Raw genomic sequence first — 17,925 nt, forward strand, 5'->3', positions numbered from 1 at the left:
ATCAGAAAAGTGTTATTAATCTGTCCATGAAGGATGCAACCTTGAAAGAGGTCATTTGGAATATCGAGAAGCAATCCGGTTTTGTCTTTGCTTATAATGCTAATGATTTGGCAAGAGTGGGCAAAGTGAGTGTGAACATTAAAGAAAAAACTGTACTGGAAGCATTGAATATCTGTTTGAAAGGTACGGGACTATCTTATGTTGTGCAGGAAAACATCATCGTGATCAAGCAAAAGGAAACTAAGGCTTCCAAGATTGAAAAAGTTACGGTTCGAGGTAAGGTGGTGGATAAGGACGGTGCGCCTCTGCCCGGGGTGACTATTTTAATCAAGGGGACTACCGTGGGTGTTTCCACGAATGGGGACGGACAATATGCTATAAGTGTCGCGAAACAGGATAGTCTTGTCTTTGTGTTCTCGTTTATCGGGCTGAAGACCAAAGAAGTCAAGTGGAATGGACAGGAAGCATTGAATGTGGTGTTGGAGGAAGATTCCCAGGTTATGGATGAGGTGGTTGTATCGACGGGATATAATACAGTCAACCGCAGGGATATGGTAGGTTCCTACACAAGCGTAAAAGCCGCTGATATTATGATGCCGGCGTATAACTCGATAGACCAGATGTTGCAGGGGCAAATAGCCGGCATGGTCGTGATGAACACCAGTTCCCGGGTTGGGACGACACCGAAAATCAAGTTGAGAGGGACAACGACTATTTTTGGAAATCAATCCCCGTTGTGGGTGGTAGACGGTATTGTGCAGGAGGATCCTTTAGAATTGGAAACTGCAGACATTATGACTCAGGATCTGAAAGATATTGTCGGAAGTCAGATTTCTTGGTTGAATCCGATGGATATAGAAACGATTACTGTGCTAAAAGATGCTTCTGCCACGGCTGTTTATGGTTCAAAAGCTTCTAATGGAGTAATCGTGATTACCACGAAGAAAGGAAAAGTGGGGAGGTTAACCGTGAATTACACGGGCAATATGACTATCAATACCCGTCCTAATTATGGGATGTTCAATTACATGAATTCTAAGGAGCGGGTGCAGTTTTCGCAAGACGTGTATAATGCTGGGGTATATTATATGGAAGAACCTATATCTCAGCCGTATACTTATGAGGGAGCAATGAAAATGTATTTGGCTGGTGATTTAAGTTATGATGAATTCATGAAGAGAAAAACTTTTTTGTCGACGGTTAATACGGATTGGTTTGATTTATTGACCCGTTCGGCTGTCAGTCATAGTCATAATGTAAGTTTGGCTGGAGGTACGGAAGCGGTAACTTACAATGTTTCTTTGGGGTATAATAACACGTTGGGACAGGAGATCGGAAACTCCAACGAGAGAATGACCGGTCGGGTTGCGGTGAATGTTCGTTTACATGAGAAAGTGCGTTTGAATGCCAGCCTGAATGCAACTTCCAGTACTACGAAGGCTTTTGGCGAAGAAGTGAATCCGATGTCGTATGCCACGACAACAAGTCGTTCTATTCCGGCTTATGATGAAGAAGGAAATCCGGTATATTATCAAAAACGGAAGTCTTATTTATATAATAGAAATGTTCAAAGTTTGAGTTATAATTTTATCAATGAACGGAATAATAGTGGCTCTACCAACAAGAATTTGCATGTATCTGCTGCCCTTAATTTCAAATGGGATATATTGGATTGGTTGAGTTATGAATTTACCGGGGGATATACGGCCTCGAATACGAACGGGGAAACTTATAACACGGAGAGAACATTCCGTGTAGCTTGGAGGTATCGCGGGTATGATTATGGAGCGGCAGAACCGAATAGCACTTTATTTAAAGCGGCACTTTTGCCTTTTGGAGGTGTGATGTTCACTACCGATGCTTCACAACGTGCGTATAATATTCAGAATAAGATTTTGATTTCGAAATCCTTTAATGATGAGCATCGCTTGAATGCCATGCTGGCAATGGAACTTCGTTCCTCTGCTGTTGCCAACAATGCTAATAAAGTATGGGGATATATGCCTGACCGGGGAGAAACTTTGGTAAGACCTACGCCGCCGGATGAATTGCGGCCAATTAGTAATGCTGTTTCCGGTTGGGGAATACTGGATGAAATTTATGGAACAGGATGGAAGCGGACCAAAAATACGGATAATTACCTTTCTTTCTTTGCAACGGTTGCTTATTCGTTAAAAAATCGTTACGTGTTTAATTTCTCGATGCGAAATGACGAGTCCAATCGTTTCGGGCAGGACGTGAATAATCGGTTTGATCCGACATATTCTTTCGGTTTGTCTTGGAAAATGATGGATGAGCCATGGCTCGAGGGGATGAAAAAATGGCTGAATGCCTTTAACGTTCGTGCTACCTATGGAATACAAGGAAATGCGATGACTAAATTGGGACCGGATTTGACATTGAGGCAATATGGAATTCTTTCGGTTTATAATCAGCATTACTCGAAGATCTCTAGTTTGCCGAACCCGAATCTTTCTTGGGAAAAAACAAAGTCTTGGGATTGGGGAGTGGATATGACATTGTTTAATATATTTGATGTTGTCGTTGATTATTATAGAAGAAATTCGAACGTTATTGTTACCCAAGATTTGCCTTCCGAGTATGGGATATCAACAATGAATATGAATGGCGGGAAAATAACGAACGAAGGAGTTGAGTTTACGGTTAGTTTTACTCCGGTGAAGACTAAAGATTGGGCTTTAAGTATCTCATTGAACTCTTCTAAAAACTGGAATGAAACGGGAAAAGAAGAATACGAAGCCACTAGAGATGAGCTACTTGCTGGTAATAGCGAGAAGATTCTGAAGAAAGGCTATCCGGTTGGTGGTTTCTGGTCTTATTCTTTTGCCGGGTTAAGTAGTGAGGACGGTCGTCCATTGTTTAATTACTTTGATGTGCCGGAAGCAGATAGAAATTCTAGTGTAGATCCGACAACTTATCTGGTATATTCCGGTACGAAAGAACCGAATTTTACCGGGGGATTGAATTTCAGTTTGCGTTGGAAGACGTTGACCCTCTCATCCGGTTTTTCCCTATTGTTAGGATGCAAAAAACGTTTGCCTTCTCCATATGCCAATATACCTAATGGAGCGAAAATTCCGGATCCGGATGTGAATTTGAGTAAGGATTTAACCAAACGTTGGAAGAAACCGGGAGATGAGAATTACACGAAAATACCCGGATTGGTGACGACGCTGAGTAGTAATGTTGTTTTACCGAATGGTTCGGAGGAACAGTGGATGAGAGTATGGGAACAATCTGATGCTTTGGTTGCGGATGCTTCATTCTTGCGTTGCAGGCAATTGTCATTGTCTTGGCGGATTGGTGAAGATTGGTGCAAACGGATGGGGTTGAAGACGCTTTCCTTGAACGCTACGGTGTCAAATTTATTTGTTATAGCAAGTAAACGCTTTAATGGTTTTGATCCGGAATTGGGGGATAGCGTGCATCCGAAGAATTATTCCGTGGGAATTAATATTGGATTTTAAAAATGTAGGATGATGAAAAAGTTATTGATTGTATTATTTGCGGGTTTATTAGCCGCTTGTTCGGATTTCTTGGAACCCAAATCGCAAAGTGAATATATTCCTAGAGAAGCTACTGCTTTGAATGAGATGTTATTGGGGAATGCTTACATACAGGCGGCAGGAGGAGAAGAAGTTATGAATCTGTTGTTGATGTTTGACGATGATATCATGTGTTCGGATTCGTCGGGAGCTTTAAACACGATGACGATGACGGGGGATAATTTGCAGTTATTGGAAAAACTTTATGCATGGCAGCCGGATATATTCATCCAAGAGGGAACTTTGATGTATCAAACGCCTTGGGATTGGTTCTATTCTTATATTTTGGGGGCGAACGCGGCGTTGGATTACATTGATGGTGTTTCGGGAACCGATGATGAAAGAAATATCGTGAAAGCTCAGGCTTTCGCTTTACGTGCTTACTATTATTTTCAATTAGTAAATATGTGGGGGGCTCCTTATAATTATGACAAGAAAGCCTTGGGGGTACCCTTGAAAATAACCAGTGCGTTGGAAGCGAAAGAACTCCCGCGAAACACGGTTGAAGAAGTGTACGCTCAGATTGTGGCGGATTTGGATGAAGCCGAGAAAACATACGAGAAGTTGCCCAAGGAACAACAATACCGGAAGGATTACAGAACCAGTTTGCCCATGGTGCAACTATTGAAATCCAGGGTTTACTTGTACATGGAGGATTGGAAGAATGCGGCTATTTACGCACGGAAAGTGATTGATGATTGGGATTTCATGTTGACGGATTTGAATACCTTGCCCCAGAAAACGACAGCGCAACCGTACTACAATTTCATTTCGCAAGATTGTTCGGAAGTGATCTGGGTGTTCGGGAAGATAGCTAACTTCGTGAATTTAGTGAAGCAGGAGATGGTGTTCCCCGATCCTTATAAACCGGGACAAAACTTGGAAACTAATTTCTTTAATGCTTCTTCCGGGTTGCTTGAAGCCTTTAAAGCCGGGGATCTTCGCAAAGAAAATTATATCGTGCGTTCTCCCTATACCGATTCCGAAGGTAATGAGCATCTTGGCGGATACGCTCCTTACGGGAAATTTGCGGTGAACTATGCTCATGAACCTATTAGCAACACGAACTTCGCTCACGCGTTTCGGTTGCCGGAAGCTTATTTAAATTTGGCAGAGGCTGCCGCGCAGGATAAGGATGAGAAAACAGCTAAATGGGCATTGGAAACATTGTTGGAGAAGCGTTTTGTGCCGGGAACAGTTTCGGTGACGGAAACGGGAAGTGCTTTAGTTGAGCGTATCCGTCAGGAAAGGCGGTTGGAACTATGTTTCGAGGGGCATCGTTGGTTTGACTTGCGTCGTTACGGGATGCCATCCATCACTCACGAGTGGAAGAGCGATGGAAAGGTTATCAAGCGTTACACGCTGAAAGAAAAAGACCCGTTCTACACGTGGCCAATTCCACAGGATGTGATGGAAGAGAATAGAAAGTTGGTACAAAATCCGTTACCGGAAGTAAGAAATTAAAGAGAATATACTATGAAATGGAGATATTATTTATATAGTTTGCTAGGCTGCATGTTGTTTTTTGCTTGTTATAATGAAGATACATTGACAGCCGACGAGAGTGGCGAAGATTTAGTCCGCTTTGAATTCCCTCAAGGAACCAATTCATGGGATGATGACGTTGTGGCAATCAAGGAGAAATTCAATGTCTGTATTATTTATAAGGATTTTCAAGCGTCTGATTTAAATCGGACATGGACGGGAACTATTGGAAGTCAGACTTATTTTGGGGAAGGATTGAAGAATGATGAACAAGCCGAGTTCATGATTAGTTTTATGAAGAATTATGTTTTTGCCTATTTGAGCCCGGCGATTACTCAAAAAGTGTTGCCGATGTATTATTACATGGTTTATGATTGTCATGCTCCATTAGTGTTTGGACCTTACAATTTGAAAGCGCCCATGAAAAATATTTTTGACGGAATGGATTATTGGTCGCTTTGTATGTTCTACGGGGAATCGGATCCCATGTCGGATATGTTCTACGGTAAATTTGAAACTCCGGAAACACCGGAAGATTTTTGGGAGTGGAGAGGAGTTATTTTGTATGAAATTTTAGAGAAAGCGTATGAAAAGGGAAATATCGTTATGCCGGAAGAATTTCAAGCGGGGATTGACTATAAAACAGAGGTTGAATCCGATCCGGGTACAGAGGGAGATCCCAATTATTACGCGAAACGGGGTTTCCCGGGGGCATCGGTTAGTTACACGAGGTTGGATAAGTTGAAAAGGATTGGAAACACGAACCCGAGCAAGAACTTTTTCGCTTATATACATTTGGGTATGAGGTACACATCGGAAGCGTTGGAAGCACTGCATCCGAAAGCAAATAATCCCTTGTTGTGGGAGAAACGTCAATATGTTCTTAATTACATGAAGACTAAATACGATTTGGATCTGGAGGCAATAGCCAAGATTCCGACTATGAATTAATTATCAAAAGAAATGTTTTAAATAATGGAACTGTCTAATGCTTTTTGTTAGACAGTTCCCACTCTAATATTGATAAAAAAAATGTATTGTATGAATTATTGGTATGTAAATTTACTGGGATTACTCTTTTTTCTTTTCCCGAGTATTGGGAATGCTCAATCCCGGACTTCATTGCAAGATGAGGTAATCAAAGAATGGAATAACTACAGTCTTGAGGGAGCAACGGTAGAATCAATTTTAAAGCAGAAGGCAGCCATCGAGAAAATGATCCTTGCCCGTGACAAGAAAGATGAAATGGCACGTCTTGCCAATCAGGTTAAGGCAATAAATTCGATTGCCGATTATTATAGAGAGCACAAGAATGCTAGTGTGAATAAAAGTGCGTTGCGGAAGGTATTAAAAGGCGTGCGTTTTGATTCGCGGGAATTTTTGGCGCTTCCCAATCTTGAAAGAAATATAGATACTTATTTCAACGTGAAAGCCTTGGCGGACGGTTACGAGGCATCCCAGATTCTAGACGCTAAACGGGATGAAGTGGAGTACGAAAGATACAAACAAATACTGGAATCCCGAAATCCAGATTTGATATTGTCTTATTTTAAAGGAATCAGAAGTGATTTTATACTCAACTACACGGGGGCGTTGAAAAAAGCCCGTCCTCTATTCGAGCAATACATGCCGGAGGGAGAACTACGACAATTGGTAATGGACTTGTATGCCGCGAAGGAACGTTTAAGTCCGGGAAAGGACGCCCCTCTCTTTACTTTAATAGATTATAAAAAGCAAAAGCATTCTCTTCAAGACTTCAGGGGTAAAATATTAATAATCGACGTGTGGGCGACGTGGTGTGGAGGGTGTATCCGTAAATTACCTTATTTTATGAAAGTTGCGGAGAAGTATAAAGATCGCACGGATGTGGAATTTATCACGATATCCATCGACGAGGAGGGTAAATTTAATCATTGGAAGTACTCTTTGCCAAGGTACAAACTGTTAGGAGTTAAGAATTTGATCGCATTCCCGAAAACGACACCCTTCCAGGATGATTATGATGTACATGGTATACCCCGGTATATCATAATAGATAAAGACGGGAAAATAATTGATACCGATGTCCCCGGTCCGGGCGCTGGTTTCGAAGAATTTGTGGATAAGTTATTAGGTAGTTCAATTTAAGCGTACGAGATATGGATAATTGTATAAAGAAAGGCGTTTTGCTGGTTGTTGCTGTTTTTGCTTTCATGAGTGGCTGGGGACAAGCGAACGTGTTGGAACAGCAAAAGAAAGAATTCGAGCGGGGAAAACGTGATGTCGATTTTTTAGCGTCTTATATCGCTAATTTAAAAGAGAGTAAAGACCGTCAGGCACTGAGTCGGGCATTGGATTGTTATATCGTGCTTTTGCCCGGGGAACAACGGTACGCGGAACAAAGTGTACAGGACTTTATCAATTACATCGATTACCAGGAAAGTCAAGTTTGCCTGGATTATATAAAGAATTGGAATAAACTGAATTTGCGGGAAGAACAGGTGAAACAGATGAGTCCAAAAATGGAAGTGATGCTTTTATGGCCGGTATTTCATTGGATGACTTCTCCCGCCGAGGAAAAGCCGGCACAACCCGATTGTGAAGAAGTCGTGTTATTATTGGCAAATAATAACGTGGCAGCCGTCTCTCCGACTTGTAAGACCTTGTTGGAAATGTGGCAATTATACAAGCGGAAAGATGTCGATAAAATGGTGGAATTGTTCGTCGGGATGCTACAATCCGGGGGGACTGTAAGCGGGATCATAGACTTGGGTGTAATAGGTTATTTAGTGGATTACCTGCTGGAGGAAACCAGCGTGTCACAGGCACGGGAAATACAATCTGTCTTGGAAAACCTCTTGAAGGACGATTCGTTGGAAAAATCTAAAGCCGGCTTGCTAAAAGGATGGAATGATGATTTTACCGGTAAAATCTTACTAGAAGAGGAAGAATGAAAATAGGGATTATTTTTATCATGTTGGTGTGTATCGGGTGTTCCGGTGCACAGCAATATTCCTTCTCGATTCAGGGAAACGTGGAAGGAGCCAAGTACGGCAAAGCGTTCTTGTTAACCCCCAAGGAGGAAGTCATTTGTTCCACGAAAATAGAGGGAAGGGGATTTGAATTGAAGGGTATTTTAAAGGAACCCGGGCAATATGTGTTGAGAGTGAACCGGCGGCAATTCATGTTCTTCATGGATGGAAAGAGCATGAGAATAGAGTGCCCCTATCGTTCCTTTTCTTCCGGCTACTTGCAAGGATCTCCGGCAAACGATTTGTCCGTGGAGTATGGCCAACTCCAGGAGGACTACACGGCAAGGCGAGAGCGTTTTTTAAAAGAATACAAAAAAGCGATGGACGCCGGGGATCAAAAAGCGGCAGACGAGGCGATGACTCAAGTACTGTTAGTGGGAGAAGAGGAATTTGCCCTCACGCGGGAATTCGTGCGCGAGCATCCCGACAATATCTTTTCGGCTTACATCTCGGAGAAAGCGGGGAGAGAGAATTACGCGAAGGCAAAAGAATTGTACGGGTTGCTGACCCCGCGGGCACAACAATATTCATGGGGATGCCTCTTGAAACAGCACCTTGACGGTTTATCTGCGTCCGCCGAAGGAGTGATGTGCCCGGAGTTTACCGTGTCGGACGAGGAGGGGAATCCGGTTACCATGAGTTCCTTGAAGGGAGATATTCTCGTTCTCGACTTTTGGGCGTCCTGGTGTGGACCGTGTCGCCAGGAGATGAAAAGTTTGCGGGAACAGTACAAGGAGTTCAAGGACAAAGGCGTACGTTTCGTGAGTATCTCTTTGGATGCCTCGTCGGATAAATGGAAAGAAGCGTGCGAGGAAGAGAATATCCCTTGGCTCAGCACGTTGGCGGATGGCGGATGGGACGATTCCGAGGTGCGCGAACTGTTCGGCATACAATCCATCCCTCACATCGTGCTGGTTGGCAAAGACGGGAGGATCGTGGGTAAAAACGTGCGTCGCAATATTTTGCGGGATAAAATCATCGAGTTGTTAAACAAGTAAATGGTATTCCAAATGGGGAAAAAATTATTGATACAATTTATGATTGTATGGGGAATTTGCCTGTCCGCTCATGCACGGGAGCAACAAACCTCTGACACGAGTACGGTCGTGAAAACGAATCGCTTGAATGATCGCTTGATAAACGGGGATACGGATCTCGACACCCCGGGCTTGGAGTCGTTGCGGGAATCCGAAATCATTCGCCTCGTGAATCGCGTCTTGGATCTTAAGGAACCCAAGCTGGACGTGCTGGAACGTGCCACGTGGGTATTGTATAACATCCGGAGCGAGCGGGTGAGAGAATGCTACGTCATGTGGGCATTAGCTGAAAAATTGGATCGGGGGGAGAATACTTTTATCGATAATATATTCACGGACATGGATTTGTGTTCCGTCTCCGAGAGATTGAAAAACAGAGCCCGGGAATTGGTCGCCTGGTACGAACCTTTGCGGCCCGGGAAAGACGCCCCGGACTTTGAACTCGAGTCGAGCGATGGGACAACCGTTCGTTTGCACGATTTACAAGGGCAACCGTTATTCATAGAGGTATGGAAATTGGATTCCGCGAATTGCCGGGAAGATCTGGCACGCCTGGAAGAATTGAAGGCGGAGTATAAAAACGTACGGTTCGTGACGGTTGCCGTTGAACCGCTAGGCAGGAAAGAGGCATGGAAACAATTTTTAAGGGACAACGGTCACGAGGGCAAAGGCATTCATCTTTTTGCCGACGAGAACGCTGCTTTTCGCGAGAGCTATCGTGTCAAGACCATTCCCCGTTGTATATTGCTTGACGCGACAGGGAAATTCCTGATCCCGTGGAGTGTATCGCCGGGGCACGAGTATTTCCCCTATTTCCTTTCCATGCTGAAGCAACACCGGGAAAACGGGAATTGAGTAATTAACGTATTAAATAAATCGAGAGATGAAAAGAAAGAAATTATTCGGAATCGTATTATTCACGTGTGCCATGCTGGCGGCGGAAGCCCAGACCCGTGTCGACTGGCATTTATTGTCGCCTGCCCGGGACAGTGTTTACGGGGCGGGTATTCTAGAGGCTTACTGCGAGTTGGGGGACAACGCCCCCAGGCGAAAAGTGGTAGTGGCGGTAATTGACGCGGGGTTCGACGTGCAACACGAGGCTCTGGCTAACGTCCTATGGCGTAACGGGAAAGAAATCGCCGGGAACGCGAAAGACGACGACAAGAACGGCTACCCCGACGATTTGCACGGGTGGAATTTCCTCGCCTCCCCCGACGGTAAGTTGATCGAGAGAACTTCCGACGAAGCATTCCGCCAATTCTTGAAAGTGAAGGACCGTTTTGACGAACTCCACGGGAAGAAGAGAAGCGAGGAAGAGAACAACGAGTATATCGACTACCTTAAATGGGCGAAGAACAGTCCGTTAGTATCCTTGTACGTGGGGGCAAGTTTTAACTACAATTTGGCTAAAAGCGTCGAAGAACTAGATCGCCTGTTGCGGGAAAAATGTCCAGATCGTGAGCCCACGCAAGAAGATTTTGCCGCGTTGAACCCGATCGTGCAACAATCCGGGGACACGCTTCAGAAGATCGCCTACTATACTTACAGCATCGTGTGGAGCTTCGGGAATAAAAACAAGAAATGGGATGACTTGTATCGGAACCGTTACAGGAGCTGCGAGGCTCAGCGCCAGGAATGCGAGAAAGCGTGGGCGGCACTGGTCGACGAGAGAAGTTTGGTGAACGACGATCTCAACTCCTTGTCAGACCGCTATTACGGGAACCACGACTTCCTCTCCGCTGCCGCCGACGAGGGGACTGCCGTGGCGGGCATCATAGCCGCCGCGTCCGGTATCACCAGGGGGATAAAGGGAATCTCCGACCAGGTGGAACTGATGCTCCTCCGTGCTCTTCCCTCTTCCGGTGACGCGTACGATAAAGACATAGCCCTGGCTATCCGCTACGCGGTGGACCAAGGGGCGGATATCATCAACATGAGTTTCGGCAAATACGTGTTGGATAACCGCGAATGGATTGATGATGCCATCGCTTACGCCGAGAAACACGATGTATTGATCGTGCACGCTGCCGGCGATAACTACCGTGACACGGGGAAAGACCCCTATTTCCCCGTGAAACAAGGGCTGGGGCGCGAACGTGCGTTCACCAATATCATCACGGTCGGTGCCTCGGACATGGAGGGCAATCCTTATATTAACAGTAACCACGGGACGGGCAGTGTCGACCTCTTCGCGCCCGGCGTGCAATTGTACACGACGGTCTGCGGGGACAACTACAGGAAAGTGACTGGCACGAGAATCGCGGCTCCCGTGGTTGCCGGCATCGCCGCCATGTTGAAGTCTTATTACCCGTCGCTCGAGGCCTCGCGGATAAGGGATATTCTCGTCCGTACGGCCCGGCAGACACCCTCGGCAACCGTTCCCTTCCCGCGTGATCCGACCAATAGCGGGGGGGCGCCGACCGGGGGATACGACCAACTATGTGTATCGGGAGGTATTATTGATGCCGCCGCCGCTGTTAAGCTGGCGCATGAAATTTGCGAGGGAAAGTAATTAAAAACATTCAGTATGAAATTCAAACAATTGTATATTAGCTTGCTGGTCATTTGTTCCGCGGCCTTGCACCTCACGGCCAAGGCGGAAACACCGGCTTTTTACGTGGAAGTGCCATACACGACAGTCAATGGAAAGATAATCATTGAAGCGCGCGTGGAAGGCATCCCCGGGAAATTCATTTTCGACACGGGAGCCCCTACCTACATCACCCGTTCTTTGGCTCGACGTCTCGCCTTGCAATCCACTGGTAAGCAAGCGATTCTTGACGCCCACGATCAATCGATGACTTTGGAAAAAGCGCGATTGAAACGTTTGTCAATGGGCGTGGCCCCGGGAATTAATATCGAGGATATACCGGTCACGATCATGCCTGAAGGGCACCTGATCGAGCGATTCGGCGTGGTGGGGATGGTCGGTTGCGACTTGTTCCCGGGGGCTGTCGTGCGGATTGATTCCCGGCAAAAGAAGATTATTATAACCGACGGCATCGCCCCTTTTCATATTAACCCGAGGAATCGTCTGCCGCTGGTACGCGTGCAAGGGCAGATCCCTTTTATCGAGTTGAACGTGGGTGCGGGGGTGATAGAAACCGTCATGTTCGATAGCGGCTCGGGCGCTTTCTATGAAATGATCGAGGCGACTGCGGCGGAAGCCCTTCGCGAGGATGCGGCAGAATTATTAGCCAAGGGATACGGTAGTAGCGGCATCGGGATGGCTGGCGAAGCCTCTGCCAGGGAGCGTAGTCTGATCCGTTTGCGGGAATTGCGTGTCAGCACGGGACGTTTCCGGAATATCGTCACGGGATCCGTCTCTGCGCCTTATTCCCGCTTGGGCTCACGATTATTGGACTATGGCACGGTGACGCTTGATTACGCTTCAAACGCTTTTTACTTCGAGCCTTTTGAAACGGCTTCTCGTGATTTGCACGAGAAAAAGTGGAACGTGGACTTCACCGTGGCGGATGGTCATGTCGTGGTAGCTTGCGTGTGGGGGGATTTAGTGGGGAAGATTTTCCCGGGAGAACGTCTTTTAAAGATAGACGGGGAGCCTGTCGGAGAGGTAAATGTCGCCGATGCGTTACAATCTTCGCTCGTGAAAATCAAGAACGAGAAAGCCGTCATCACCGTCTTGCGGCGGGATGGCACTGAAGTAGAGGTCGCTATCGAGAAGAAGTAAACAGTTGATATGTTGTTAAAGTGAGGTTGCCGTGCAATCTCACTTTATTTATTATCCTTTAAATCTATTCCTCTGGAGATTGAGGGTTGAATATTTATTTTCTAACCGATCATCAAAATATTTCACTACATTTGAAGCCTTGTGTAACGTGTTTGTGTAATATGATTTGTATGAGGAAAGTATTTTGTTGTGTTTTGTTTAGTTGGCTATTTGCGAATGCTTATAGCCAACAGCCGGAAGATATTCGCTGGAATCCCTCGAACGGGATGAATTTCGTGGAATTTCTGGAAGCGTGGGAACCAGGTGTTCCCGTCAACGAAGATGACAACTTTTTTATATCCCGGGTGAAATTGAAGGAGCGGTTCGAGAACGCGAAGACGCAGGTGCACCCGGAGTTGAATACGGCACGGCAGTTGTGCTGGTGGACTCCCATGGGGGACGGGAAAAAGCAATGGAAGTCGTTTCCCCGCAACTGCTTCGAGGCGGATAACTTCAATATGTGGCAATACGTCGATATTCACGGGAATTGGGGTGACGGCTGGTTTCGTGTCCCGGGGGTGTTCAATGATGTGGCGCATAAGAATGGAGTCCGCACGGGATGCGTGTTGTTTATCAATTGGGGAGAACCCGTGAAGGCTCCCGGCGATCGGGTGTATGACCTTTTGTCCCGGTTGACGGCGAAGGACGAGTACGGTCGGTTCAAGTATGCCGGGAAATTGATTCGATTCTTGAAATATTACAGGATAGACGGTATCGGTATAAACCCGGAAGGAATATGGGATGCCGACATCGCCGCGGAAGTGCAGGATTTCTTTGCCGAGTTGCACGTGCAGGCGGAACGTTTGGGGTTGAAAGGCTTCCATGTCGATTGGTACGATAGCAATGGAAACCTCGGGCGTTTGAGTTTCGGGCAGAATGCCTTGCAAGACCGCAACCGGGATTGGTTCCAGAAGGAAAGCCGCGTGGTAACCAATATGTTCATGCTGAATTATAATATCGACACGTGGGGAGGCAACAACGACCCGATGGGCGAATCGGCACGTAACGCCGTTCGCTACGGGAGAAGTTCTTATGACGTGTACGCCGGATTCTACCTGAGAGGACGGGGGCTTTCCAGTTACGATGCGGAACCTCGCGCGGGGAAAGGCTGGGAAGTGTTGAAAGACAAGTCCGTGTCCGTCTGCCTGTGGGGTGAACATGACCGGAATAACATTCATAACGCCTCTTACGAGTACGGTAACGACCCGCTCACGGTGCAAAACACTTACCTGCGGAAGTTAGAGTACTTCTTCACGGGCGGGACGAGAAATCCCGCGAACGTGCCCGCCGTCACCAACACGATCACGACGGTCAACGAGAAAGATATGCGGCGTTTCCACGGGATTTCCACCTTTTTCCCTGCCAGAAGTACCATACAGGAGTTGCCTTTCGTTACCCGTTTTAACCTGGGCAACGGGCTTTTCTTTAATAAAGAAGGACAGTCTGTCAATAATTTGCCCTGGTACAACGTGGGAATGCAGGATTGGATGCCTTCTTGGCGCTGGTGGATCACGGGGCGGGACGGGCGTGTCCCGGCAGATGCCATAGCGTGTGATTTTGTCTTTGAAGATTCCTGGTTTGGTGGGTCGTGTTTGAAATTACACGGGGCTACCGGCTATTCCAAAGTGCGTCTGTTTAAAACAAATATTCCCGTGCACGGGAAAGTAGAACTAGCCTTTACCTATAAGGCAAATGATAACACTGGAAGCCGATTGAAAGTGCTGCTTTCGAAAGTCGGGACTGAGGATCAGTTTATAGAGATTCCGGTGGGGCAGGCTGTAAAACCGAATAAATGGCAGACCATGGAATGCAAGTTGGAGGATTGGGGAATACGGGAGGGTGACCGGATAGCCTGTCTCGGTCTGTTGGTCGAGAATACGACGGAAGATTACGAGATGTTTGTTGGCGAATTGTCTTTAGCCGACCCGCGGGTGCGGTATAAACCCGTGCGTCCGGGAATCTCGACGGCAAAGGTCATTCGGGAATATCGTGATTCTATGGACTTTAAACTGGTATGGAACGTGCTACCCCTTGTCAATCGGGAGAAGGATATGCCTGTGATGAACGAGGCGGTGGACACGTGGTATTTTGAAGTGTACGTGAAAGAGTCGCCCCGGGGGAAGCCTCGTCTGGTGGCGACCACCACTTCTTGGGCGGCTTACGTGTGTGGCGTGCCGGTAGCCCCGGGTGGCAACGTGCTTTGGTTGGGGGTACGGGCGATAGCCCCCGACGGGAAGCGGATGTCTAGGATGACGTGGGAAAAGATTGAACGTGTGCGGTGATTTTAACGTAAATTTAACCTATTCCATCGTGTAAAGAGAAGTATTGATGCTTACATTTGGAAATTAATTATTTTGTGTTTTATATATTATTTATTGCGAGATGAAACAAATTTACCGAGTATCAATTTTGTTGTGTTTACTGGTTTCGGTGATGCCGTCGTTTGCCCAAAAGAAAAAGGGGGACGGCAATGCCCGAAGCGAGTATGTTGTGTTGGCATCCCAAAGCGTGCAGAAAGATGCAGCGTGGATGCAAGTAGTGGATGCTTTGAAAAAGAAGCATAATGCCGAGGTCTTCTTTTACGAGAAAGCTCCCCGCGAAAATCTGGCAGACCTCCAGCGGGTGCGTCCCCGTTACGTGGCAATCGTGGAAAAGCCCGAGAACCTGGGACGGGATTACGTGATCGATATGCACCACGTGAGCCGTGAAGTGGATGGGGATATTTTTGCCGATTTCCTGTGGGGAATAATCACGGGATATGACGCGGAAGCGGCAATGAAGATGGTGAACAACAGCACGGAACCCCTGCTGGTGAAGGATGCCGTCGCCACGATCATGGAGTTGAACAGTGCCAAGTGGTTCGACAACTATGCCTGGGTGGACGACCATAACCGGGGATTGTGGGGCGAGAAGAAAGGTCGGGATGCCAAGATACAGACCGCCCAGATCGACCCGAAGACCGTCCTGAAGAAATTCACGGATATTTATGCCGAGTATAACCCGGATTTGGTTGTAACGGCAGCTCACGCCACGGAGAGAAACCTGGAAATGCCTTACTCGTTGGGTAATATTATGGCGAAGGATGGCAAGCTGTACGCGCGGGATCATTTTGCCAACACCACGTGGGATTTGAAAGAAAGCGGGAAACGCAAGGTGTATTTTGCCGTGGGCAATTGCCTGATCGGTAACGTGAACAACACCAAAGAGAGTATGGCTATCGCTTGGATGAACAGCGGGAACGCGGCCACGATGATCGGTTACGTGGTCACCACGTGGCACGGTCGTAACGGTTGGGGTGGTTTGAAGTATTGGGTGACCAACCCGGGACGCTACACCCTGGCGGAAGCGATCTACATGAACCAGCAGGATTTCCTGTACCAGCAAAACGAGTGGTATCCTTCTTTAATCAAGGAGAACTATAACTTTGACGGTAATGAGTTCCAGATTGCCGGGCAGAAGATCGCGAATGCGATAAAGGGACAACCCACCCAAGACCAGATCGGGTTCTGGCACGACCGTGACGTATTGGCTTATTACGGCGACCCGAAGTGGGAGGTACGTTTGCAGGAAGTGCCGGGAGAAACGGATTTCACGGTAACTTCCAAGGTAAAAGGCAAGAAATGTATCATCACGATCAACACGAAAGAGAATTTCAGCCTCGAACGCATGAAGGGCGACAAGTTCAAACAGGAGCACGTGTTGGATTTGCCTTTCAGCTATTTCTTCCCCACGCGCTTGAACAATCCCCGCCTGGCTGCCGGACAGGACTGGAAAGCGGCAGTGGACGAGAACTTCCTGATTATTTACAACCCGGAGTTCAAACCGAATTCAACGTACGAGATCGTGTTGGATATAGACAAGTAGCGTTGGGAATAATCTCATAAATCACCGGAAGTGGCAAAAGTAATCAGGCTTTTGCCACTTCTTTTTTCCCGAAGTTCGGGAACCCTTTTTCAGCGACGTATACCCCGCAGATGATCAACAAGGCGCCGCCGATGGCGATAAACGTGATATGCTCGTGCAGGACAATGGCGGAAGCGATAAGCGTGACAAGCGGGGTAAGATAGATGTAATTGTTTGCCCGGATGCCTCCCAGCACCTTCACGGTCTTGTTCCACGCGATGAAGCAGATAAAGGAAGCGATAATCCCCAGGAACAAGAGGTTACCCCATACTTGCGGCAAGGCAAAGAGTTCCGCGTTCCAGCGCAACGGGTAGAAGTGAAACATAGGCAATAACGTCACCAGCCCGTAGAAAAACACTTTGCGGGTAATAAACACGGTCGGGTAGGCGTCCAGCTTCTTCAGGATGATCGTGTAAAACGCCCAGCACAAGGCGGCGGCAAGTGTGAGCAAGTCCCCAATCGGCTTTACTTGCAAGACGATGCTTCCGTTGAACACGACAAGCACTACTCCCGCGAGAGCCACGAGTGAGCCCCAGACGAGTGATTTCTTTATCTTTTCCCCCCGGATAAACAGGCGGGACAGCAAGGCTGTCAGAATGGGAGCGGTACACAGGATGATCGACACGTTGGATGCCAGCGTGTAGTCGATAGCGATGTTCTCCGTGACGAAATAAAGGGAACCTCCCGTGATACCGGATGCAATGAATAATAATTCGTCTTTCATGCTGTTTGCCCACAAGCGGCGATGTTCCAGCAGGCAGAGGAGGAGGTACGCGATAGCGAAGCGGTATAGCATGATTTCCACCGGACTCATTCCGTTGTTTAATAATACTTTCGTGGACACGAAAGTGACTCCCCAAATGGAGATGATTAGAAAGGCGGATACATGGTATAACGTGTTGGAACCGGATTTTATTTGTTGCATAAATATTTGTTTAAAATGAATGCAAATGTATAAAAGAAAAATGTAATCAAGTCAACGTATGGATAGATTATTTTTCCGGCGGGAAGATCAAGGGTAGCGAGGCGCTACTCTCGGGGCAAATCCGGTAAGTTCTCGATAACTTCTCGACAAGTCTTCGATACAGCATCGAGAAGTTGTCAAGAAGTTATCGAAAATGAATGAATATTATATTAAATGTACATCCGCTCTGGTAGGAAGGTGCACCGGAAAAGAAGGGGATATATGCATT

General features: G+C 46.9%; 12 protein-coding genes. 11 read left to right on the forward strand and 1 reads right to left on the reverse strand.

Annotated features, from left to right (window positions below):
* The first annotated feature begins 26 nt into the window (after nt 1-26).
* The 11 genes from A3CY_RS0115275 (at nt 27) to A3CY_RS0115325 (ending at nt 16,693) form a co-directional block, all read left to right on the forward strand.
* Nucleotides 27-3,488, forward strand: a complete 3,462-nt coding sequence (locus A3CY_RS0115275) for a SusC/RagA family TonB-linked outer membrane protein (RefSeq protein ID WP_018338808.1) — start codon at nt 27-29, stop codon at nt 3,486-3,488.
* A gap of 12 nt (nt 3,489-3,500) precedes the next feature.
* Nucleotides 3,501-5,030 carry a RagB/SusD family nutrient uptake outer membrane protein gene (locus tag A3CY_RS0115280; RefSeq protein WP_018338809.1) on the forward strand — a complete coding sequence of 510 codons (1,530 nt, stop codon included), beginning with the start codon at nt 3,501-3,503 and terminating at the stop codon, nt 5,028-5,030.
* A 12-nt stretch (nt 5,031-5,042) separates the two neighbouring features.
* Complete coding sequence (locus tag A3CY_RS21255; protein WP_155828382.1) at nt 5,043-6,002, forward strand: hypothetical protein; 960 nt, start codon at nt 5,043-5,045, stop codon at nt 6,000-6,002.
* A gap of 90 nt (nt 6,003-6,092) precedes the next feature.
* Nucleotides 6,093-7,178 (forward strand): TlpA family protein disulfide reductase, encoded by a 1,086-nt coding sequence (locus A3CY_RS0115290; RefSeq protein WP_018338811.1) that lies wholly within the window; start codon nt 6,093-6,095, stop codon nt 7,176-7,178.
* An 11-nt stretch (nt 7,179-7,189) separates the two neighbouring features.
* Nucleotides 7,190-7,984 carry a hypothetical protein gene (locus A3CY_RS0115295; RefSeq protein WP_026207734.1) on the forward strand — a complete coding sequence of 265 codons (795 nt, stop codon included), beginning with the start codon at nt 7,190-7,192 and terminating at the stop codon, nt 7,982-7,984.
* Complete coding sequence (locus tag A3CY_RS22185; RefSeq protein WP_018338813.1) at nt 7,981-9,060, forward strand: TlpA disulfide reductase family protein; 1,080 nt, start codon at nt 7,981-7,983, stop codon at nt 9,058-9,060. The genes A3CY_RS0115295 and A3CY_RS22185 overlap by 4 nt, the downstream gene beginning before the upstream one ends.
* Before the next feature lie 12 nt (nt 9,061-9,072).
* Nucleotides 9,073-9,954 carry a TlpA family protein disulfide reductase gene (locus A3CY_RS0115305; RefSeq protein ID WP_169503681.1) on the forward strand — a complete coding sequence of 294 codons (882 nt, stop codon included), beginning with the start codon at nt 9,073-9,075 and terminating at the stop codon, nt 9,952-9,954.
* Nucleotides 9,955-9,982: 28 nt separating this feature from the next.
* Nucleotides 9,983-11,611 carry a S8 family serine peptidase gene (locus A3CY_RS0115310; protein WP_018338815.1) on the forward strand — a complete coding sequence of 543 codons (1,629 nt, stop codon included), beginning with the start codon at nt 9,983-9,985 and terminating at the stop codon, nt 11,609-11,611.
* A 15-nt stretch (nt 11,612-11,626) separates the two neighbouring features.
* On the forward strand, nt 11,627-12,790 hold the full coding sequence (locus tag A3CY_RS0115315) for a retropepsin-like aspartic protease (protein ID WP_018338816.1): 1,164 nt from the start codon (nt 11,627-11,629) through the stop codon (nt 12,788-12,790).
* A 170-nt stretch (nt 12,791-12,960) separates the two neighbouring features.
* On the forward strand, nt 12,961-15,111 hold the full coding sequence (locus A3CY_RS21265; protein WP_051082740.1) for an endo-beta-N-acetylglucosaminidase: 2,151 nt from the start codon (nt 12,961-12,963) through the stop codon (nt 15,109-15,111).
* 100 nt (nt 15,112-15,211) lie between these two features.
* Nucleotides 15,212-16,693: a hypothetical protein gene (locus tag A3CY_RS0115325; protein WP_205619919.1), complete on the forward strand. Its 1,482-nt coding sequence runs from the start codon at nt 15,212-15,214 to the stop codon at nt 16,691-16,693.
* Nucleotides 16,694-16,736: 43 nt separating this feature from the next.
* Here the strand turns inward: A3CY_RS0115325 and A3CY_RS0115330 are convergent, their stop codons facing one another.
* Complete coding sequence (locus A3CY_RS0115330; RefSeq protein WP_018338819.1) at nt 16,737-17,657, reverse strand: DMT family transporter; 921 nt, start codon at nt 17,655-17,657, stop codon at nt 16,737-16,739.
* Between the last annotated feature and the right edge of the window lie 268 nt (nt 17,658-17,925).

This window comes from Butyricimonas synergistica DSM 23225, from assembly GCF_000379665.1.
GTDB classification, from domain to species: domain Bacteria; phylum Bacteroidota; class Bacteroidia; order Bacteroidales; family Marinifilaceae; genus Butyricimonas; species Butyricimonas synergistica.

Coding starts and splice junctions, on each gene's coding strand:
- A3CY_RS0115275 (WP_018338808.1), top strand. CDS start 27: ATGAAGGATGCAACCTTGAAAGAGGTCATTTGGAATATCGAGAAGCAA.
- A3CY_RS0115280 (WP_018338809.1), top strand. CDS start 3,501: ATGAAAAAGTTATTGATTGTATTATTTGCGGGTTTATTAGCCGCTTGT.
- A3CY_RS21255 (WP_155828382.1), top strand. CDS start 5,043: ATGAAATGGAGATATTATTTATATAGTTTGCTAGGCTGCATGTTGTTT.
- A3CY_RS0115290 (WP_018338811.1), top strand. CDS start 6,093: ATGAATTATTGGTATGTAAATTTACTGGGATTACTCTTTTTTCTTTTC.
- A3CY_RS0115295 (WP_026207734.1), top strand. CDS start 7,190: ATGGATAATTGTATAAAGAAAGGCGTTTTGCTGGTTGTTGCTGTTTTT.
- A3CY_RS22185 (WP_018338813.1), top strand. CDS start 7,981: ATGAAAATAGGGATTATTTTTATCATGTTGGTGTGTATCGGGTGTTCC.
- A3CY_RS0115305 (WP_169503681.1), top strand. CDS start 9,073: ATGGGGAAAAAATTATTGATACAATTTATGATTGTATGGGGAATTTGC.
- A3CY_RS0115310 (WP_018338815.1), top strand. CDS start 9,983: ATGAAAAGAAAGAAATTATTCGGAATCGTATTATTCACGTGTGCCATG.
- A3CY_RS0115315 (WP_018338816.1), top strand. CDS start 11,627: ATGAAATTCAAACAATTGTATATTAGCTTGCTGGTCATTTGTTCCGCG.
- A3CY_RS21265 (WP_051082740.1), top strand. CDS start 12,961: ATGAGGAAAGTATTTTGTTGTGTTTTGTTTAGTTGGCTATTTGCGAAT.
- A3CY_RS0115325 (WP_205619919.1), top strand. CDS start 15,212: ATGAAACAAATTTACCGAGTATCAATTTTGTTGTGTTTACTGGTTTCG.
- A3CY_RS0115330 (WP_018338819.1), bottom strand. CDS start 17,657: ATGCAACAAATAAAATCCGGTTCCAACACGTTATACCATGTATCCGCC.